Genomic DNA, 20160 nt, shown 5'->3' with positions numbered 1-20160 from the left:
CTGGGGATAAGCGGGGGCCGCTTCGCAGCCCAACGGGGGCAAGCCCCCTCGCCACAATTGTTCTACGGTGCCGCCGGCAACAAAAACCGCGCAATCACCGGCAAATGATCGGAGATCCGCAACGTATCGTCCTGCCGCACCGTCGCCTCCACCCGTTTGATCCGTGGGCTGTAAAACAGGTAATCCACCGTCCGGTCCGGGCCGTTCAGGCCGGGGTCGTTCGGATAGTGGGTCAGCCACTGCGCCCGATCGACACCGCTGGCTTCGTTGTTGGTGGGGATCATCGGGTATTTGTCCCACAGCACATGCAGCGCGCTGTCGGCGGAGTAGGGCGTGCGTTGCTCGGCGGGCAGGCGTCGGTACTGGCCCAGAGGCAAGAGATTGAAGTCGCCGCCGATCAACCACGGTGTGCCGCGACTTTCGTATTTGTCGAGGACCTTGGCCACTGCCGTCACCTGCGCCTGCAGGGTGTCGTCGGGTTGGAGGACGCGGTCCAGATGGGTATTGAGCACCGCGATCTGCCCACCATCGCTCAACGGCAGATACGTCACCAGCAAGGCATTTTTCGGTTTGAACTGACGGCTGATGAAGTTGGCGGGCGCCACCGGCAATTGCAGGCGTTCGGCATGTTCGACCTGGTAACGGCTGAGGGTTGCCAGTTGTCGGCCGACGCTGCCGAAGATATGCGGCTCGGGGACGAAGTTGGCCTTCCAGTCGAAGGTATGGGCGCTGCAGGGATACAGGTCGGCAACCCGTTCCTGCAAGAGTTTGAACTGATCCTGATAATCGCTGGCCTTGGCGCCGTTATCGAGCTCTTGCAGCAGCACGATGTCCGGTTGTTCATCGCGAATCACCCGCGCCACTTCGTCGAGGCTGAAGGCCATGTCTTCGAGGGTGGGGCTTTCGTCGTCGCCCTGGGCCAGGTCGTTCCAGAACACGTAGCGTTTACCCGCCAGGTACTGGACGTTCCAGGTCATCACCTTCAAGGCTTGACCGGGCGCCAGGGTCGGCGCCTTGGGGTTGCAACTGACGGGCAACACTTCCCTGGCTTCGGGCCGCCAGGTGGCGCTGTAGATCAACAGGCCCGCCAGGCCGAGGATAATCAGCAGGCCCAGCAGGGTGTAGCGCAGTAGACGGGTCATTGGCTCGGCTTATAGCGTTACAAAGATGACCCCGAGCATACCCGAGAGCGGCGTCCGCGCCCAAGGGTAGAGCGGTCAGACGGGTTTATCGGTTTTGTCAGGCGCTTCGCCGATCAACATGAACAGGCGGAACAGCACCACGCTGGTGAACAGTTGCAAGAAGCTGTGGGCGCTGTCGATCAGCAGGCCGAGTACCGGGTTTTGGGGCTCCGGGTACATCTCCAGACTGGCACCCTTGAGCAGCCACAACGGCGCCATCACCGCCAGAATACACACCAGAATGCGCAGGAAATGCCCGCGAGTCAGGCGCAGGCTTTCTTTCATCGCCGCCAGCGGGGCCATGCCGCGCAGTACCAACAGGTATTCGGCGAAGGCCAGGGTCACCATCAGCCAGATGCCCGGCAGGAAATACAGCGACAGGCCAAGCAGGATCAGCAGCGTGTTGAGGGCCGTGAGCAGGGCGAAGCGCGGCCACAGGGTGGCGGACATGGCCAGCAGGTCGCGGATGCGCGGCGATTCGCCACGGCTGCGGGCATCGAGAAACAGAATCAACGCGGCGGTGTACAGCGGATACACCAGCAAACCGACGATCACGCTGTAACCGGGGAAACCATCCGGGCCGGCGGTGTTGTCCACCAGCTGTTGCAAGAACGCTTCAAAAATCACCAGCGGCAGGCACAGTTGCACGATCTGGCCCAGATTGCGCTTGAAAAAATACAAGGAGTCACGCAGCACTTCGAACGGATTCATCAGTCGGTATCGCAGGTTAAAAGCAGTCCCACACTTTAACCGATGAAGCGCCGGGGGGCGCAAACGTAAACGTTCGGTAAAGGTCATTGAAACATCCTGTATCAGCCCCATTACTGGTAGGCACCTTATCCAGCGTGGATGAGGGCGACGATATTCCCGGCAATCTACGAGGTCGCCATGAACAGCGAAGAACAAACCCTGATCGATGGACTGTTTTCCCGGCTGCAACAGGCCGAAACGGATTCAGCCCCGCGTGACGCCCAGGCCGAGGCGCGGATCAAGGAACACCTGACTCGCCAGCCCGCCGCAAGCTATTTCATGACCCAGGCGATTCTGGTGCAAGAGGCTGCGATCAAAAGCCTCGACGAGCAGAACAAGCAACAGGCCCAGCAAATCCAGCAATTGCAGGCTGAACTGCAACAGGCCAAGGCGTCGGCCCCGGCCCCGAGCGGTGGCGGATTCCTGTCGAGCATCTTCGGCGGCGGTTCCCGCGATCCGCAGCCCACTCAAAGTCCTCCACCCGCGACCGGTGGCTGGCGTGAACCGGCGCGGCCGTCGTTCAATTCGCAGCCGCCACAGCAAAACTTCGGTGCGCCGCAACAGCCGCAACAGAACTACGGCGCCCCGCAGCAAAACTATGCGCCGCAACAGCAGGCGCCGGTCGGTAGCGGTTTCCTCGGTGGCGCACTGAAAACTGCGGCCGGCGTGGCCGGTGGCGTGATGCTGGCGCAAGGCATCAGCAGCTTGTTCCACAGCAATCAGCAGCCCCAGGAAGTGGTCGAAGTCATCAAGGAAGAGCCCGCCCAGGTCAACGACCACAGCGGCAATGACTGGAACAACGACCAGAACGTGGCCGGTAACGATTCCAACGACCAGGGCAATTTCACCGACGCCGACTACAGCGATGACAGCTCGTCATTCTTCGGCGGCGATGACGACGACTCCTTCGTCTGACCCTCCACTCGTCCGGGGCGCATAAGCGCCCCGGTCCGATTATTCGCGGAACAATCCTTCGGGCTGGCATACTGGGCAACTTTTCGGGCCTCGTGCCGGATTCAAGCCTGCGCCTGTGCGCCATGAGGGAAATGCGATGAAGAAAATCGCAGTGTTCGCCGACGTCCAAAACCTCTATTACACCGTGCGCCAGGCCTATGGTTGCCACTTCAACTATGCTGCGCTGTGGGCTGACATCAGCAAACAGGGCGAGATCGTCGAGGCCTATGCCTACGCCATCGATCGCGGTGACAGCAAACAGCAGCAGTTCCAGCAGATCCTGCGCAACCTGGGCTTCATCGTGAAGCTCAAGCCTTACATCCAGCGCAGCGACGGCTCGGCCAAGGGCGACTGGGACGTGGGCATCACCCTCGACATCATGGACGCCGCCGATCACGTCGACGAAGTGGTGCTGGCCTCCGGCGACGGTGATTTCGACATGCTGCTGGAACGCATCATCAGCAAGCACGGCGTGCAAGCGGTGGCTTACGGCGTGCCGGGTTTGACCGCCAACTCGCTGATCCGCGCGGCCAGCCGCTACGTGCCGATCGAAGGCGCCTTGCTGCTCAAGAATTGATTTATACGGAGTTCAAACAGGTTTGGAACGCATAGCAGTCATCGACTTTGAAACCACCGGGATCTCCCCGAGCAGCAGCTGCCGGGCCACGGAAATTGCTGTGGTGATCCTTGAACAGGGGCGCATCGTCGAGCGTTACCAAAGCCTGATGAACGCTGGCGTGCGCGTGCCGGCCTTCATCGAACAACTCACCGGCATCAGCAACGCCATGCTGCGCACCGCACCGTCGGCCGAGCAGGTGATGAACGAGGTGAACGAGTTTGTCGGGATTACGCCGCTGCTGGCGCACAACGCGGCGTTCGACCAGAAGTTCTGGGATTTTGAACTGGGGCGGATCAAGCGCACGCGGTTGCAGAACTTTGCCTGCTCCTTGCTGCTGGCTCGCCGGTTGATGCCGGCGGCGCCGAATCACAAGCTCGGGACGCTTACCACGTTTGCCAGTTTGCCGAATACCGGCAAGGCTCACCGGGCGATGGCGGATGCGGAAATGGCGGCGAACCTGACGACGCATTTGGCTGAGCAACTGCGTCAGCAGCACGGGTTGCGGGAGTTGTCCCATGATCTGCTGGTCAGCTTGCAGAAAGTGCCGGCGGCGAAGATCAATGAACACCTGAAGCGCCATCGCGGGTTCTGACTGACACCCTACCTATGATCGTTCCCACGCTCCGCGTGGGAATGCCTCACCGGACGCTCTGCGTCCGCTCTGGGGACGCGGAGCGTCCCTGGCTGCATTCCCACGCGGAGCGTGGGAACGATCTACGTCAGATTTGTGTTTAACGCCGCCACAGATTTGATGATCGGTCCTACCGAATTTTAGGGAATGTCTGTCTTGCCCCTCATCTGGGGCATCGATAACCTTTTGAGCGTCGCTGCCAATGCAGTGATCGGGCCTGCAAGCCTGCCTATAGTTTGGTAGATACCTACAGTCGCACCTATAATCGCGTCGCTTTACTTGGCGACCATCGATTCATGGTGGCTGTGTGCGGGGTGACCTTCGGGTCTACCGGGGTTCCCTACCGACTCGGTCTTGCAGACCCGTACACAGCTGCCACCCATCACCTGCAAGTGATGCTGGCATCTCCAACTTCTCGGTAGGAAATTTGCCATGGTCAAAATCACCCCTAATCCCCCAGTTCCTTTCATCCCCCAAACCTTCATCCGCCATCACATCCAATTGCGAGCACTCTTGCTGCACGCAGAAGCCTGGTTTTGCGCCCGGGATATCGGCCGATTAATGGGCGTGGATATCAACGGCCGACACGCACTCAAGCTCGACGCCGATCAACGCCGGATGATGTGTTTGTCTGGCAGCGACGCCCCCCAGGAAACGTTGATGCTGAGCGAGTCCGGCGTGTACGCGATGCTGGTCTATCACTACTGCCCGGAGAACCGGAATCTGCGCCGTTGGTTGACCCATCACGTAGTGCCGATGCTGCGCGACGGTGGCGGGGTAGCCTCGAATCAGGCCCCGAGTTTGCGCTTGATGGAATGGGCGGGTGGAACCTTGAGCCTGTTGCATTGGCGGACCGAACCCTGGGTTCGCCTGAAGGATATGCCGTGTTTGCTGGGCGCCGGATATAGCGGCGCACGCGGATTCTGACCACACCGCAAATCCCCTGTGGGAGCGGGCTTGCTCGCGAAAGCCTCGGCACATCCAACATCTATGTGACTGACAAACCGCCTTCGCGAGCAAGCCCGCTCCCACATTGGATCTCCTGTGACGCGGATTCTGACAACACCACTAAATCCGGTAGGAGCCGAGCTTGCTCGCGATGGCTGCGTGTCAGTCATCATTGAAGTCGACTGACACACCGCTATCGCGAGCAAGCTCGGCTCCTACAGGAATCTGTGCTTTGAAAAGTGTACCGGTGCGATAAACAGGTTTTGTAACTTATTTTTACGGCTTGGCCTTTCTAGAATATCCAGTCTCCTTGTCTTGCCTACGAGCTGCCCAATGCCTGGCTTACGTCGCTTCCCCTTGCCGTTAATCGCCGCTTTTTTCGCGTTGTACGTGATTTGGGGCTCGACCTATCTGGTCATTCGCATCGGCGTGCAGTATTGGCCGCCGTTGATGCTCGGCGGGATTCGCTTTGTGATTGCCGGGACGTTGATGTACGCGTTCCTGCGCTGGCGCGGGGCGCCGGCACCCACTTGGGCGCAGTGGAAAGCGGCGGGGATCATCGGGATTTTGCTGCTCAGTTTCGGTAACGGCGCGGTAAGCGTGGCCGAACACACCGGGGTGGCGTCGGGCGTTGCCGCGTTGGCGGTGGCGACGGTGCCGTTGTTTACCTTGCTGTGCGGCTATTTCTGGGGCGCGCGTAATACCCGTCTTGAATGGGCCGGGATTGTGCTCGGGCTGATCGGCATCGCGATGCTCAACCTCGGTTCCAATCTGCAATCGAGTCCGTTGGGCGCGGCGCTGTTGGTGTTCGCCGCCGCGTCCTGGGCTTTCGGTTCGGTGTGGAGCAAACACTTGCCGTTGCCCCAAGGCGCGATGGCCAGTGCCGTGGAAATGCTGGTGGGTGGCGTGGTGTTGCTGATCGGCAGTGCGGTCAGTGGCGAACATCTGGACAGCTTGCCGCCGATTGAAGGCTGGGCCGCATTGGCTTACCTGATCGGCTTCGGTTCGATCATCGCCTTCAACGCCTACATGTACCTGTTGAAAAACGTGCGTCCGGCGGCGGCCACCAGTTATGCCTACGTCAACCCGGCGGTGGCGGTGTTGCTGGGGATTGTGTTTGTCGGCGAGAGCATCGGGATCGAGGAAGCGATTGCCATGGCGGTGATCATCAGCGCTGTGGTGTTGATCGGTTTGCCGCAGTGGCGACGGGCTCCGGTGCGACCTGCGGCGGTGGCGCCGACAGAATCCCGTGTGAATTAGGGTAAACTGCGCGCCATCGCCTATCCGCTCTGATTTTTCCTACGGTAATCCCATGACTTTCGCCTCCCTTGGCCTGATCGAACCCTTGCTGCGCTCTCTTGAGACGCTCGGCTACCAGACACCTACGCCGGTCCAGGCGCAAGCCATTCCGGCGGTGCTGGCCGGTCGCGACCTGATGGCTGCGGCCCAGACCGGCACCGGCAAGACCGCCGGTTTCGCGTTACCGCTGCTGCAGTTGCTGGCCATGGAAGGGCCGAAAGTCGCGTCCAATTCTGTTCGCGCGCTGATCCTGGTGCCGACCCGCGAACTGGCTGAACAGGTTCACGAAGCCGTGCGCCAGTACGCCGAGAACCTGCCGTTGAGCACCTACGCGGTGTACGGCGGCGTCAGCATCAACCCGCAGATGATGAAGCTGCGCAAAGGGGTTGATGTGCTGGTGGCGACGCCGGGGCGTTTGCTCGATCTGTATCGCCAGAAGGCGCTCAAGTTCAATCAACTGCAAACCCTGATCCTCGACGAAGCTGATCGCATGCTCGACCTGGGTTTCTCCGAGGAACTGGGGAACATCTACCGCGTGTTGCCGAAACAGCGTCAGACGCTGTTGTTCTCCGCGACCTTCTCCGACGCGATCCGCTTGCTCGCCGGGCAAATGCTCAACGATCCGCTGAGCATCGAAGTCAGCCCGCGCAACGTGGCCGCCAACACCGTCAAGCAGTGGGTTGTGGTGGTGGACAAGAAGCGCAAGCCGGAGCTGTTCATTCATTTGCTGCGCAAGGGCAAGTGGAAACAGGTGCTGGTGTTCGCCAAGACCCGCAACGGTGTGGACGCGCTGGTGGAAAAACTCCAAGGGCTGGGCATCAACGCCGACGGCATCCATGGCGACAAACCCCAGGCAACCCGTCAGCGGGCGCTGGATCGGTTCAAGGCCAGTGAGATTCAGATTCTGGTGGCCACCGACGTCGCGGCCCGTGGTCTGGATATCGAAGACTTGCCGCTGGTGGTCAACTTTGACCTGCCGATCGTGGCCGAAGACTACATCCACCGCATCGGTCGTACCGGGCGTGCGGGTGCTACCGGCGAGGCGATTTCGTTGGTGTGCGCCGATGAAGTGAATCAGCTGTCGGCCATCGAGATGTTGACCCGTCAGACACTGACTCGCCAGACCGAGCAGGACTTCGAACCTGAGCATCGGGTACCGGATACGGATTCCAGCGGTCAGGTGGTAAAGAAGCCGAAAAAACCAAAGAAGCCAAAGACCTCCGGTGGCGGCAAGCGCAATTTGGGTAAGTGGGTAGAGAGCGGGGATGCTTCGGCGGTGGAGCCTTCGATCAAGCCTGTGCGCAAAGTGCCGGTGTTTAACACTGGGCCGCGTAAGAAGAAGCCTTGATCCAGTGATCGTTCCCACGCTCTGCGTGGGAATGCCTCAATGGACGCTCTGCGTCCGCTGTTGGGACGCGGAGCGTCCCGGGCTGCATTCCCACGCGGAGCGTGGGAACGATCAGTGTCGGTGTTTCAGCCAGTCTGCTATTCCGAACCCCGCCGCCCGCCCACTGGCAAAACACCCGGTCAGCAAATAGCCGCCAGTCGGCGCTTCCCAGTCCAGCATTTCCCCCGCACAAAACACCCCAGGCAGTTGCTTGAGCATCAAGCGTTCATCCATCGACTCGAACTTCACCCCGCCCGCACTGCTGATCGCTTCGTCCAATGGCCGGGTTTTCATCAGCGTCAGTGGCAATGCCTTGATCGCTTTGGCCAGCAAGGCCGGATCGGCAAAGCAGTCGGCGCCGGTCAGTTCGCGTAGCAACGCCGCTTTCACCCCATCGATTCCGAGTTGGCTATGCAGGTGCTTGGACATGGAGCGCGAGCCTCGGGGTTTGCGCAACGCAGCCTCGACTTTATCCACAGGCCGGCCCGGCAACAGGTCGATATGAATGGTCGCCGAGCCCTGCAGGTTGATGGCTTCACGGATCGGCGCGGACAACGCGTAGATCAAACTGCCTTCAATCCCCGTGGCGGTTATCACACATTCCCCGAGGCGCGGAATGTCATCATTCAACCCGATGGCGATATTTTTCAGCGGTGCGCCAGCGAATTTGCTGACCATCAATTCGCTCCAGGCCTGCACTTCGAAGCCGCAATTGCTCGGTTGCAGCGGCGCCAGTCCTACGCCGCGTTGTTCCAGCGGCAGCATCCAGGCGCCGTCCGAGCCCAGGCGCGACCAACTGCCGCCACCGAGGGCGAGCAGGGTGGCGTCGGGTTTGACGGTGATTTCGCCGGTGGGGCCAGCGATTCGCAAATCACCGTGCTCATTCCAACCGAGCCAGCGATGGCGGGTGTGGATAACTACACCCGCATCGCGCAGGCGTTTGAGCCAGGCGCGGAGTAGGGGAGCGGCTTTCATGTCTGTAGGAAACACCCGGCCGGAGCTGCCGACAAAGGTTTCGATGCCCAAGTCATGAATCCACTGGCACAGCGCTTCGGCGCCAAAGGAGCGCAGCAGCGGTGCGATGTGTGGCGCCCGTTCGGCGTAGCGCGAGAGGAACGCCGGGTAGGCTTCGGAGTGGGTGATGTTCATGCCGCCGACACCGGCCAGCAGGAATTTTCGGCCTACGGAGGGCATGCCGTCGTACAGATCGACTTTGATTCCGGCCTGGCTCAATACCTCTGCAGCCATCAGGCCGGCGGGGCCGCCGCCGATGATGGCGACGTGGGCGGGGAGGGAAGTCGAGGGCTGGGTCATGGAATGCGCTGCGGTATGGCTGGATAAGCGGCGCATTCTATCAGCACCATTCCCTGTGGGAGCGAGCCTGCTCGCGAAAGCGGTCTGTCATTCAAAATTGATGTTGGATGGGATGGCCTCATCGCGAGCAAGCTCGCTCCCACATTAGATCCGGGGCGTTCAAAAGGTGATCAAAAAACAACCAGTGCTCTACAAGCTATATACAACATAGCCTGCAGGCGCTTTCACTCAGGTTATCCACAGGCAGTTCCACAGGCATTGTGGGTAAAGATTCACAGCTCAATGACAACCTGATGACTGCCACACTCGTTGTGCGCTGTGATGGAGGATGCCGTGGCGGCGGGCCAGGGCATGGCGGTCCTTGCTGTAGCCGCCGCCGATCACCCCGACCACCGGGATGTCGCGGCCCAGGCAGTGGCGCATCACGCTTTCATCCCGGGCGGCGACGCCTTCGTCGGTCAGTTTCAGGTAACCCAGCGCGTCGTCCTTGTGCACATCGACCCCGGCGTCATACAGCACCAGGTCCGGTTGGTAGAGCGGCAGCAAGTAGTTGAGCGCGTCGTCTACCACCTTCAAATAATCGGCATCGCCCATGCCTTTGGGCAATGGAATGTCCCAATCACTTTCGGCTTTGCGTGCAGGAAAATTCTTCTCACAGTGCAGGGAAACGGTGATCGCGTCCGGGGTGTTGTGCAGGATCCGTGCAGTCCCGTCGCCCTGGTGCACGTCGCAATCGAAGATCAGCACGCGATTTACCCGACCGCTTTCCAGCAGGTAATGGCTGATCACCGCCAGGTCGTTGAAGATGCAGAATCCGGCCGGGTAGTCGTAGTGAGCATGGTGGGTGCCGCCCGCCAGGTGACAGGCCAGTCCATGTTCCAGCGCCTGCTCAGCCGCCAGCAACGAACCGCCGACCGCCCGCACCGTGCGCCGCGCCAGGGCTTCGTTCCACGGCAGGCCGAGGCGCCGCTGGTCTTCGCGGGACAACTCGCCACTCATGTAGCGTTCGATATACGCAGGGTCATGTGCGAGGGCGAGAATCTCTGCCGGACACAGTTCCGGGCGCAGCAGGTCAGCGTCCCGGACCAGGCCGCTGTCCACCAGGTGATCGCGCAGCAGGCGGAACTTGTCCATGGGGAAGCGGTGCTCCGCCGGGAACTCGGGGCTGTAGTCTTCGTGGTAGATCAAGGGCAGGGGCATGGCTGATTTGTGTAGGAATGCAGGTAGGAGGAGTGAAGGATCCTACCAGCGATGTAGACTCGAAGTATGGAATTGGAGGGGCACGATGGAGCCGATACTGGAACTCGAAAGCGCACGCTTGCTGTTGCGGCAATGGAGTGACGAGGATTTGCCGGAGTTTGCGGCGATGTGTGCCGATCCACAGGTGATGCGTTATTTCCCCGAGCCCTTGAGTCGATTGGAAAGTGCTTCGTTGATCGGACGGATTCGCGGGCATTTTGCCGAGCACGGTTTCGGTCTCTGGGCACTGGAGCGCAAGGACACTGGCGCCTTTATCGGGTTTACCGGGTTGGGCGTGGTCAGTTTCGACGCGCCTTTCACCCCGGCTACGGAAATCGGCTGGCGCCTGGCCCGCGAACACTGGGGCCTGGGTTACGCCAGTGAGGCCGCGTGGACCGCTCTGCGCTGCGGCTTTGACCGGTTGGCGCTGAGCGAGGTGGTGGCCTTCACTACGCAAGCCAATCTGCCGTCGGAGAAAGTCATGCAGGCCATCGGCATGCAGCATGATTCAGCCGATGACTTTGACCACCCGAAGCTCGCGCCTGACCATCCGCTGCGGCACCATGTCCTGTACCGCATCACCCGTGAACAATGGCTGCAAACCTTGCATGGATAAGCCCGCGCGGACGTTTACAATGGTCGCCATGTTGGCCTGGGCCATTAACTGAATCGACCGCCGCAGCCAAGACTGCGCGGCATTGCTTTGTGTGAGGAGAGCCTGAATGAGCCAAGTATTGGAAGATCTGGTAGACCTGCTGACCCTGGAACCGATTGAAGAAAACCTGTTCCGCGGCCGCAGCCAGGACCTGGGTTTCCGTCAGTTGTTCGGCGGCCAGGTGCTCGGCCAGTCCCTGTCGGCGGCCAGTCAGACCGTCGAAGAGACGCGGCATGTGCACTCGATGCACGGCTATTTCCTGCGTCCGGGCGATGCCAAGTTGCCGGTGGTGTATCAGGTTGATCGGGTGCGCGATGGCGGCAGTTTCAGTACTCGTCGAGTGACGGCGATCCAGAAGGGCCATCCGATCTTCACCTGCAGCGCGTCCTTCCAGTACGACGAAGAAGGCTTCCAGCACCAGACCGAAATGCCGCAAGTGGTCGGCCCGGAAAACCTGCCGTCGGAACTGGAACTGGCGCAGCAACGCGCGCATTTGATCCCGGAACACATGCGCGAAAAATTGCTCTGCCCGAAGCCGATCGAATTCCGCCCGGTGACCGAGACAGATCCCTACAACCCGCAAGCGACTGACCCGATCAAGTACGTGTGGTTTCGCGCCGACGGTGCCTTGGCCGACTCGCCGGCGCTGCACAAATACCTGTTGGCCTACGCTTCGGACTTCGGGCTGTTGACCACGTCGCTGCTGCCCCACGGCAAATCGGTGTGGCAGAAAGACATGCAGGTCGCCAGCCTCGACCACGCGTTGTGGTTCCACTCGGACCTGCGCGCCGATGACTGGTTGCTCTACGCCATGGACAGTCCGTGGGCCGGCAACTCTCGTGGTTTCTCCCGCGGCAGCGTGTTCAATCGCGCCGGGCAATTGGTGGCCTCGGTCACTCAAGAAGGCCTGATTCGTCATCGCAAGGATTGGGCATGAGCCTGGCCGAAGTGCGGCACTGGGTGTTCGACATGGACGGCACCCTGACGGTGGCCGTGCATGATTTCGCGGCGATCCGCGTGGCATTGGCGATCCCCGCCGAAGACGACATCCTGACCCACCTCGCCGCGTTGCCAGCCGCCGAAGCCGCCGCCAAACATGCGTGGTTGCTGGAGCATGAGCGGGACCTGGCACTGGGTTCGAAACCGGCACCCGGTGCGGTGGAATTAGTGCGTGAACTGGCCGGGCGCGGTTATCGCCTCGGCATCCTCACCCGCAATGCGCGGGAACTGGCGCACGTGACCCTTGAGGCGATCGGCCTGGCTGACTGCTTCGCGGTGGAGGATGTGTTGGGCCGTGACGAAGCGCCGCCCAAGCCGCATCCCGGTGGTTTGCTGAAATTGGCCGAAGCCTGGAATGTGCCGGCGAGCGAGCTGGTGATGGTCGGTGATTACCGCTTTGACCTGGATTGTGGGCGAGCGGCGGGGGCGCGGACGGTGCTGGTGAATCTGCCGGAGAATCCGTGGCCGGAGTTGGCGGATTGGCATGCGGCGGATTGTGTTGAGTTGCGGCAGATGTTGTTGGCTTGAGGGCCTCATCGCGGGCAAGCCATGCTCCTACAATGATGTGTCGTTCTCACGACCTGTAGGAGCAAGGCTTGCCCGCGATGGCGTCAGCCCGACCAATACAAATCTCACTGACTGAACAACACCTTCTGCCCCTCCGGCGATGTAAACATCCCATCCCCGTTATGCCCGACCCCAGGCACTTCGACCAGGCGCTGATTCACGCCCTGTGGATTACGCCGCAGCAGATAATCAAAAAAGTTATGCCCGCGCACCAAACGATAAGCCCCTTGGGCCTCCGCTTCGCAACCCTTGTCCAGCGCCGGATGTTGCGGGTCGGTGTCCTGCTGGCCCAGCAGATAGGTAACATCACGCTTGATGTAAACGCCTTCAATCTGCGAGGACGTTTGCCCACCGGCATAGATGGGCATGTCGGTCATACCGTACTTCCAGCGATTGAAACCGGTGCACCGCGCATGATCGAACGCCACTGGCCGCTGTTCATTGAAGTAGGCATAGGACGACGGGTTGGCCACCACATAACGGATTTTCACCCCGGCCGCCGTGAGTGCTGGTTGATCGTGCGCCAGCAGTGCGTAGCGCTGAACCACCTGGCCGCCCCCGGAGTGACCGGCGATGACGATTTGCTTCACGTCCGGAAACTGTCGACGGTCGGCGATGCGCTCGATGATCTGGTCGAGGGCCGCGAAAGAACTCACCGCAAACGGCGCGGTGGATAAACCCCCGGCCATCCAGTCATTGCCCTTCCAGCGCAACACCGTGTCAGCCAGAGGATGGCGCACGGCGTCGGTTTCATTGAGAAACTGCGGGGCGATCACCAGTGTGTTCGCGCTTTGCCCGGCCGCTTCAGCCGCTTTCTCGGCACTGCGCCGGTAGGTTTCGGCATTGCGCAATCGACCGTGGATGATGATCAGCACCCGTTCGATTTTCGCTGGCGCCGGGCCCATGCCCACCGCCATCTCACCTTCTTTCAACAATAGGCGCCCGGGGCTGATCTCTTTGACCCCGTGCTCGTCAGCCTGGGCAGTTGCGCAGGCGATCAACAACACCAATAACCATCTATGCATTTACAGATTTTTCGCCGCAAAGGTATCGCACTGGCCGACCTGGCCCTGGGCGAAACCGGTTTTGAACCAGCGCACCCTTTGCGCTGACGTTCCATGGGTAAAGGAATCCGGTACTACCCGGCCCTGACCTTGTTGCTGCAAACGGTCGTCGCCAATGGCATTGGCGGCGTTCAGGGCTTCCTCGATGTCACCGGGTTCCAGCCAGTTCAGACGCTTCTGCGCATTGTTGGCCCAGACCCCGGCGAGGCAATCGGCCTGGAGTTCCTGACGCACCAGTAAACCACCATCGCCTTCCATCTGCCGACCTTGCTGGCGAGCGGTCTGAATTTTCGCTGAAACACCGAGCAATGTCTGAACGTGGTGTCCGACTTCGTGAGCGATCACGTAGGCCTGAGCGAAGTCGCCGGCAGCGGAAAAGCGTTGCGACATTTCCTGGAAGAACGCCATGTCCAAATAAACCTTCTGGTCGGCCGGGCAGTAGAACGGCCCGGTCGCTGAAGTGGCCAGGCCGCATGCCGAGTTCACTCGGTTGCTGAACAGCACCAGCGTCGGGTTTTTATATTGCTTGCCGGCCTGTTGGAAAATCTGACCCCAGGTGTCCTCGGTATCACCGAGGATCGAGCGCACGAATTCGGCCTGTTCATCATTGGCCGGTGGCGCCTTGCGGGTTTGGGTCGTGGCCGGTGCCGATTGCTCGGTCATTTGTCCGGTCAGTTGCCCGAGGATTTGCATCGGGTCCTGGCCGGTGATCCAGCCGATCCCGACAATCAACAGGATCGCCGTCAGGCTCAGGCCCTTGCCGCCACCAAAGCGCATCCCGCCGCCACCACCGCCGCCATCATCATCCCGGGCATCGACCACGTTGTCGCTGCGTCGGCCTTTTTTCCATAGCATGTGGGAATCCTCTTTGTTTACCGGGTGAAGATGCGTGGTGATGAGTGTTGTTGCTGGGTAGACGCCGCGCCAGTCCGGTCGTCCATATTTCAACGTAAACCAGAAAACTTCAGCGTTGTATTGAACGTGAATCCCCCGGCAAATTCCGTCAGGCGCCGGGTATTTGTCCCAGAGGCGGAAGCAGGGCGTTGTTCGCACACTTTTTTCGCTACCCTGTGTAAGAATCTGGAACCAGGTTCTAAATTGTTGGAATTAAAATTCCAAAGGATTGCCATGACCCTCAGCACCCCCCTCTCCGGTGTAAACAAACCCTTCAAAGGGATTCTGCTGATCGTCGCCGCGACCTTCCTGTTCTCCAGCCATGACGCGATATCGAAATACCTCTCCGGGTTCTACCCGATCATCATGGTGGTTTGGGCTCGTTATCTGGTTCACACCCTGTTGATGGCCGGGATTTTTCTGCCGCAATCCGGGTTACGCGTCCTACGCACCAAGCGACCTTTACTCCAATTGGCGCGGGCGTTGTGTCTGCTGGGGACCAGTCTGTTTTTCACCACCGGTCTGTTGTACATCCCCTTGGCCGAAGCCACGGCCGTCAACTTTCTCGCGCCGGTGCTGGTCACCGCGTTGTCGGTGCCGTTGCTGAAAGAGCACGTCACCCGTGGCCAATGGATCGCGGTGATTTGCGGCTTTATCGGCGTGCTGATCATCGTCCACCCCGGCGGCGAACTGTTCACCCCGGCGGTGTTGCTGCCGTTCTGCTCGGCGATGTTTTTCTGCTTCTATCAGCTGCTCACCCGCAAGCTCAGCCAGATCGACAGCCCGACCACCAGCAACTTCTTCGCCGGTTTGTGCAACACCCTGGTGATGAGCGCGCTGGTGCCGTTCTTCTGGCAGGTGCCGACGCTGGGCCATGGCTTGTTGATGTTGGCGCTGGGGAGTTGCGGGATGACCGCGCATTTGTTTCTGACCCAGGCGTTCCGCTACGCCGCCCCCGCACTGCTGGCGCCGTTTGGGTATTGCCAGATTGTGTTTGCCGGGCTGCTGGGCTGGTTGCTGTTTTCCCATACGCCGACGATGACCACGGTGGTCGGGATCGCGGTGATTTGTTGCAGCGGGTTGGCGGCGGCGTGGCAGCAGAGCCGCCGGTAGAAGCGGTGAAGAACCCTGTGGGAGCGAGCTTGCTCGCGATGGCGGTATATCAGTCAGCATAGATATCGACTGGTAGATCGCTATCGCGAGCAAGCTCGCTCCCACAGGGATAGCGGTGTTCTTTAGTCAGTAATGGACGGGATTTTGCGCGGTGCCATGAAGTACATCCAGATCAGCGCGATGAAGTACATCGCCGGAATCATGGTGAACAGCACGGTGTAGTTGTTGTTGGTGGCCGTCAGAATGTGCCCGACCAGTTGCGTCATGAACATCCCGCCAATCGCCGCGCACATCCCGCCGAAACCAAACACCGTGCTCATCATGTGTTTAGGCGTGTAGTCCATCACCAGGCTCCAGATGTTCGCGGTCCAGGCCTGGTGGGCACCGATGGCCAGGGAAATCGCCGCCACCGCGACCCACAGATTGCTGGAGCCCGCCGCCATGATCACGCCGATGATGCAGCAGGCGAACAGCAACATGGACATCAGCCGCGCCTTGATCGGGTTGATCCCGCGGCCGATCAGGAACGAGGACAGAATCCCGCCGCCGACGCTGCCGAAGTCCGCCGTCAGGTAAATGATGATCAGCGGGATGCCCATCTGGGTCACGTTGATGCCCAGGTTGTATTGCTGATTGAGGAACGGTGGCAACCAGTAAAGGTAGAACCAGAACACCGGCGCGGTCATCGAATAAGCCAGGGCAAACGCCCAGGTGCCGCGCATGCGCAGGATGGTTGAAAAAGACACGCGGGATTGTTCCGGCTCGACTTCCTTCTGGATGTAGTCCAGTTCTGATTGTTTGACGCTCGGGTGATCTTCCGGGTTGAAGTACTTCAAACCCCAGAACAGCAACCAGATCCCGCCCAGTGCCGACATGCACAGGAAGGCTGCCTGCCAGCCCCATGCGTGGAGGATCAGTGGCAACAGCATCGGCGTGAACATCGCGCCAACGTTGGTCCCGGCGTTGAAGATACCGGTGGCCACGGCGCGTTCGCCGGCCGGGAACCACAAGCGGGTGGTTTTCACACACGCCGGGTAGTTCGCGGCTTCGGTCAAACCGAGAATAAACCGACAGACCATAAAGCCTGCGGCTGACGTCGCCAGGCCGTGGGCGCCGGTGGCCAGGCTCCAGAGTAGTACCGCGCAGAAGAACACACGCTTGACGCCAACCCGGTCGATCAACCGGCCTTGCAGCACGAAGCCGATGGCGTAGCCGACCTGAAACCAGAAGTTGATGTTGGCGTAATCCATCGCCGTCCAGCTCATTTCCTTGGCCAGGATCGGCTGCATGACGCCGAGGGCGGCGCGGTCGATGTAGTTCAGGGTGGTGGCAAAAAACACCAGGGCCAGCATGCCCCAACGGGTTGTGCCGACCGCCAGGGCGCCGCGGATCTTGTCGCCGATGCCGCCGGTGGCAGGAGTCATGGAGGAACGCTCCATGGGAGAGCTTCGAGAAGGAATCATGTAGGCCACCGATTATTTTTATGTGGTGTTCTGGGTCTTGGGTAACCGAGCCGCGAGGTTTATGCCCGGACTCAATGTGCAGCCGATGTTGGGCAGTGGACGAAAAATCGTCAATTCGCCAAGGGCCATAGTGTTCGATAATCGCACATAAAACTAACTGGCTAGTACACTTCGAGAGCTGTGCGGCCAATAATTCCCCCCAACAAAAACGCCGTCCTTGTAGGCGCAAGGCTTGCCCGCGATGGCGTCCTCAAGATCGCTATCGCGAGCAAGCCTTGCTCCTACAGGGACCGCGTGTGAAGCCTCTAACAAGATGATCTCCACCACCGGGAGTCGACCCATGTTGCGTTCCATTGCCACTGTTTCCTTGAGCGGTACCCTGCCGGAAAAACTCGAAGCCATTGCCGCCGCCGGGTTCGACGGGGTGGAGATTTTCGAGAATGACCTGCTCTATTACGACGGCAGTCCCCGGGAAATCAGACAGATGTGCGCCGATCTCGGAATCGCCATCACGCTGTTTCAACCCTTTCGCGATTTCGAGGGCTGTCGCCGTGATCGCTTGCCGCGCAACCTGGAACGGGCGGAACGTAAATTCGATTTGATGCAGGAACTCGGCACCGACCTGGTGCTGGTGTGCAGCAACGCTTCGGCCGACTCGATTGGCGATGAACAGACCCTGATCGATGATTTGCGGCTGCTGGCGGAGCGGGCCGGCGCTCGCGGTTTGCGCATCGGCTACGAAGCCTTGGCCTGGGGCCGGCATGTGAACACTTATCAACAGGTGTGGAACATCGTTCGTCAGGCCGATCACCCAAGCCTCGGTGTGTTGCTGGACAGCTTTCACACGCTGTCGCTCAAAGGTGACCCGAGCGCTATCGCCGAGATTCCTGGCGACAAAATCTTCTTCGTGCAAATGGCCGACGCGCCGATCCTGGCCATGGACGTGCTGGAGTGGAGTCGGCATTTCCGCTGCTTCCCGGGCCAGGGCGAATTCGACCTGGCGGGGTTCCTCGCACCGATCATCAAGAGCGGCTACACCGGGCCGTTGTCGCTGGAAATCTTCAACGACGGCTTTCGCGCCGCGCCGCCACGGGCCAATGCTGCCGACGGCTTGCGCTCGCTGCTGTACCTGGAGGAGAAGACCCGTCAGCGTCTGGCCCAAAACGCCAAGCTTGCGGCCAATGTCGACATCCTGTTCGAAACCCCCAAGGCCAGCGAGTACAACGGCATCGAGTTTCTTGAGTTTGCGGTGGATGAAAGCCTCGGCGCCAAGCTCTCGCACTGGCTGGAGCGCCTGGGTTTCGTCAAGGCCGGGCAACATCGTTCCAAGAGTGTCAGCCTGCTGCGCCAGGGCGATATCAACCTGATCCTCAACTCCGAACCTTACTCGTTCGCCCATAGCTTTTTCGAGGCCCACGGCCCGTCGCTGTGCGCCACCGCCGTGCGGGTCAACGACAGCGCCAGTGCCCTGGCGCGCGCCGTGGCTTACAAAGGCCAGCCTTATCGCGGGCTGGTCGGCCCCAACGAACTGGAACTGGCGGCGGTGCGCGCGCCGGACGGCAGCCTGATTTATCTGGTGGACCAGGACGCTGGTGTCTACGGCACCGATTTCAATCTGCTACCGACGACAGCCAGCGGCGGCCTCAAGCGCATTGATCACATGGCCATGGCGCTGCCAGCGGACAGCCTCGACAGTTGGGTGCTGTTCTATAAAAGCCTGTTGGATTTCGAGGCGGATGATGAGGTGGTGTTGCCCGATCCCTACGGTCTGGTGAAGAGCCGGGCGCTGCGCAGTCGAGACAGTTCGATCCGCTTGCCGCTGAACATTTCCGAGAACCGCAACACCGCGATCTCACACGCGCTGTCGAGTTATCGCGGCTCCGGGGTGCATCACATCGCCTTCGACTGCGACGACATCTTTGCCGAAGTCAGCCGCGCGAAAGAGGCGGGCGTGCCGCTGCTGGATATCCCGCTCAACTACTACGATGACCTCGCCGCGCGGTTTGATTTCGATGACGAGTTCCTCAGCGAACTGGCGTATTTCAATGTGCTCTACGACCGCGATGCCCAGGGTGGTGAACTGTTCCACGTTTATACCGAACCGTTCGAAGGGCGGTTTTTCTTTGAAATCATCCAGCGTAAGAACGCTTACGCCGGCTACGGGGCGGCCAATGTCGCGGTGCGCCTGGCGGCCATGGCCAAATCCCGAAGTGGTGGCGTACGTCAGGCAAAGTTGTAGGAAAATCGTAAACACGGGATGAAACCGCGGCCGCGCGCCTTCCTTCACTGTGCAGCGCGGCCCATAATCGCCAGCCTGTGCAGTGATGGCCGTGAGCCCGCAATGACAATAACTTCAGAACTCCCCGTAGCCTCCGTCGAACCGCTTGTGGAGCCTCGCAAGAGTCGCAAGAACAACCCGGAAAAGACCCGCGAGAACATCCTGCAAGAGGCGATTGTCGAGTTCGTCCAGCAAGGGCTTTCCGGTGCCCGCGTCGATGCAATCGCCGAGCGCATCCACACCTCCAAACGCATGATCTATTACTACTTCGGCAGTAAGGAGCAGCTGTACGTCGAGGTGCTGGAGAAACTCTACGGGGATATTCGCAGCACTGAAAACCGTCTGCACTTGGCCGAGCTGGCGCCGGTGGAGGCGATTCGGCGGCTGGTGGAATTCACGTTTGATCACCATGACCGCAATGTCGATTTCGTGCGCATCGTCAGTATCGAAAACATTCACAACGCCGAGTATGTGAAGCGCTCCGATGCGATCAAGGCAATGAACAATACGATCCTCGATTCACTCGGCGAAATCCTGCGTCGCGGCGTCGAAGAGGGTGTGTTCCGGGCAGGCCTGGAGCCGCTGGATGTGCACTTGTTGATCAGTTCGTTCTGCTTCTATCGCGTGTCGAACCGCCATACGCTGGGGGAGATTTTCCAGGTGGATCTGCCGGATGAAAGCGTCAAGCAGCGTCATCGGCAGATGATTTGCGAGTCGGTTTTGCGGTATTTGCAGGCCTGACGCCTTCGCGGGCAAGCCTCGCTCCTACACGTTCGATGTGTGCCGCACGATTTGGGCACGACAA

The 20160-nt window shown here is 60.2% G+C and carries 19 protein-coding genes; 12 read left to right on the top strand and 7 right to left on the bottom strand.

Annotated features, from left to right (window positions below; genetic code table 11):
* Positions 1 to 62: 62 nt before the first annotated feature.
* Together BK667_RS02885 and BK667_RS02880 are read right to left on the bottom strand one after the other, a co-directional pair.
* Positions 63 to 1142: an endonuclease/exonuclease/phosphatase family protein gene (locus BK667_RS02885; RefSeq protein WP_123596747.1), complete on the bottom strand. Its 1080-nt coding sequence runs from the start codon at positions 1140 to 1142 to the stop codon at positions 63 to 65.
* Between the two features lie 75 nt (positions 1143 to 1217).
* Entirely contained in the window at positions 1218 to 1892 is a 675-nt protein-coding gene (locus BK667_RS02880) for a YciC family protein (RefSeq protein WP_123509860.1), read from the bottom strand.
* 177 nt (positions 1893 to 2069) lie between these two features.
* On the opposite strand from BK667_RS02880, the gene BK667_RS02875 reads away from it, so the two are divergent.
* From BK667_RS02875 to rhlE1, 6 genes are all read left to right on the top strand, one after another.
* A complete protein-coding gene (locus BK667_RS02875) occupies positions 2070 to 2846 on the top strand; it encodes a DUF2076 domain-containing protein (RefSeq protein WP_123596746.1) in 777 nt (258 codons plus the stop codon).
* 136 nt (positions 2847 to 2982) lie between these two features.
* Complete coding sequence (locus tag BK667_RS02870) at positions 2983 to 3462, top strand: LabA-like NYN domain-containing protein (RefSeq protein ID WP_054052625.1); 480 nt, start codon at positions 2983 to 2985, stop codon at positions 3460 to 3462.
* Positions 3463 to 3484: 22 nt separating this feature from the next.
* Entirely contained in the window at positions 3485 to 4096 is a 612-nt protein-coding gene (locus BK667_RS02865; protein ID WP_054052626.1) for a 3'-5' exonuclease, read from the top strand.
* Positions 4097 to 4567: 471 nt separating this feature from the next.
* Positions 4568 to 5062, top strand: a complete 495-nt coding sequence (locus BK667_RS02860) for a BRO-N domain-containing protein (protein WP_123596745.1) — start codon at positions 4568 to 4570, stop codon at positions 5060 to 5062.
* Between the two features lie 354 nt (positions 5063 to 5416).
* A complete protein-coding gene (gene yedA, locus BK667_RS02855) occupies positions 5417 to 6343 on the top strand; it encodes a drug/metabolite exporter YedA (protein WP_123596744.1) in 927 nt (308 codons plus the stop codon).
* Between the two features lie 52 nt (positions 6344 to 6395).
* A complete protein-coding gene (gene rhlE1, locus BK667_RS02850) occupies positions 6396 to 7730 on the top strand; it encodes an RNA helicase RhlE1 (RefSeq protein ID WP_123404696.1) in 1335 nt (444 codons plus the stop codon).
* Positions 7731 to 7841: 111 nt separating this feature from the next.
* Here rhlE1 and BK667_RS02840 read toward each other — a convergent pair whose 3' ends face one another.
* Both BK667_RS02840 and BK667_RS02835 read right to left on the bottom strand, forming a co-directional pair.
* Positions 7842 to 9083, bottom strand: a complete 1242-nt coding sequence (locus BK667_RS02840; protein ID WP_185058170.1) for a TIGR03862 family flavoprotein — start codon at positions 9081 to 9083, stop codon at positions 7842 to 7844.
* A gap of 279 nt (positions 9084 to 9362) precedes the next feature.
* Positions 9363 to 10283 carry a histone deacetylase family protein gene (locus tag BK667_RS02835; protein WP_123596741.1) on the bottom strand — a complete coding sequence of 307 codons (921 nt, stop codon included), beginning with the start codon at positions 10281 to 10283 and terminating at the stop codon, positions 9363 to 9365.
* An 85-nt stretch (positions 10284 to 10368) separates the two neighbouring features.
* On the opposite strand from BK667_RS02835, the gene BK667_RS02830 reads away from it, so the two are divergent.
* The 3 genes from BK667_RS02830 (at position 10369) to BK667_RS02820 (ending at position 12504) form a co-directional block, all read left to right on the top strand.
* On the top strand, positions 10369 to 10938 hold the full coding sequence (locus BK667_RS02830) for a GNAT family N-acetyltransferase (RefSeq protein WP_123596740.1): 570 nt from the start codon (positions 10369 to 10371) through the stop codon (positions 10936 to 10938).
* A 106-nt stretch (positions 10939 to 11044) separates the two neighbouring features.
* On the top strand, positions 11045 to 11914 hold the full coding sequence (gene tesB, locus BK667_RS02825; protein WP_123509852.1) for an acyl-CoA thioesterase II: 870 nt from the start codon (positions 11045 to 11047) through the stop codon (positions 11912 to 11914).
* Positions 11911 to 12504, top strand: a complete 594-nt coding sequence (locus BK667_RS02820) for an HAD family hydrolase (RefSeq protein ID WP_123596739.1) — start codon at positions 11911 to 11913, stop codon at positions 12502 to 12504. Before tesB ends, BK667_RS02820 begins: the two co-directional genes overlap by 4 nt.
* A gap of 104 nt (positions 12505 to 12608) precedes the next feature.
* Here the strand turns inward: BK667_RS02820 and BK667_RS02815 are convergent, their stop codons facing one another.
* Together BK667_RS02815 and ypfJ are read right to left on the bottom strand one after the other, a co-directional pair.
* On the bottom strand, positions 12609 to 13568 hold the full coding sequence (locus tag BK667_RS02815) for an alpha/beta hydrolase (protein ID WP_123509850.1): 960 nt from the start codon (positions 13566 to 13568) through the stop codon (positions 12609 to 12611).
* Entirely contained in the window at positions 13569 to 14462 is an 894-nt protein-coding gene (gene ypfJ, locus BK667_RS02810; RefSeq protein WP_123596738.1) for a KPN_02809 family neutral zinc metallopeptidase, read from the bottom strand. It lies immediately after the preceding gene.
* A 273-nt stretch (positions 14463 to 14735) separates the two neighbouring features.
* On the opposite strand from ypfJ, the gene BK667_RS02805 reads away from it, so the two are divergent.
* Positions 14736 to 15614, top strand: coding sequence for a DMT family transporter (locus BK667_RS02805; RefSeq protein ID WP_123509848.1), 879 nt, complete (start codon positions 14736 to 14738; stop codon positions 15612 to 15614).
* A 122-nt stretch (positions 15615 to 15736) separates the two neighbouring features.
* Here BK667_RS02805 and BK667_RS02800 read toward each other — a convergent pair whose 3' ends face one another.
* Complete coding sequence (locus BK667_RS02800; protein ID WP_259697820.1) at positions 15737 to 17053, bottom strand: MFS transporter; 1317 nt, start codon at positions 17051 to 17053, stop codon at positions 15737 to 15739.
* A gap of 364 nt (positions 17054 to 17417) precedes the next feature.
* Here BK667_RS02800 and quiC point away from each other — a divergent pair, with 364 nt between their 5' ends.
* Together quiC and BK667_RS02785 are read left to right on the top strand one after the other, a co-directional pair.
* The gene (quiC, locus tag BK667_RS02790) at positions 17418 to 19316 is read left to right on the top strand and encodes a 3-dehydroshikimate dehydratase QuiC (protein WP_123596735.1); all 1899 of its coding nucleotides are present in this window, start codon (positions 17418 to 17420) and stop codon (positions 19314 to 19316) included.
* 102 nt (positions 19317 to 19418) lie between these two features.
* Positions 19419 to 20096, top strand: a complete 678-nt coding sequence (locus tag BK667_RS02785; RefSeq protein WP_123509844.1) for a TetR/AcrR family transcriptional regulator — start codon at positions 19419 to 19421, stop codon at positions 20094 to 20096.
* Positions 20097 to 20160: the final 64 nt, after the last annotated feature.

Source organism: Pseudomonas frederiksbergensis, assembly GCF_003732705.1.
Taxonomy (GTDB): Bacteria; Pseudomonadota; Gammaproteobacteria; order Pseudomonadales; family Pseudomonadaceae; genus Aquipseudomonas; species Aquipseudomonas frederiksbergensis_F.
Note: the sequence above shows the minus strand (reverse complement) of the source record. Positions and strands in the feature narration are given on the sequence as shown.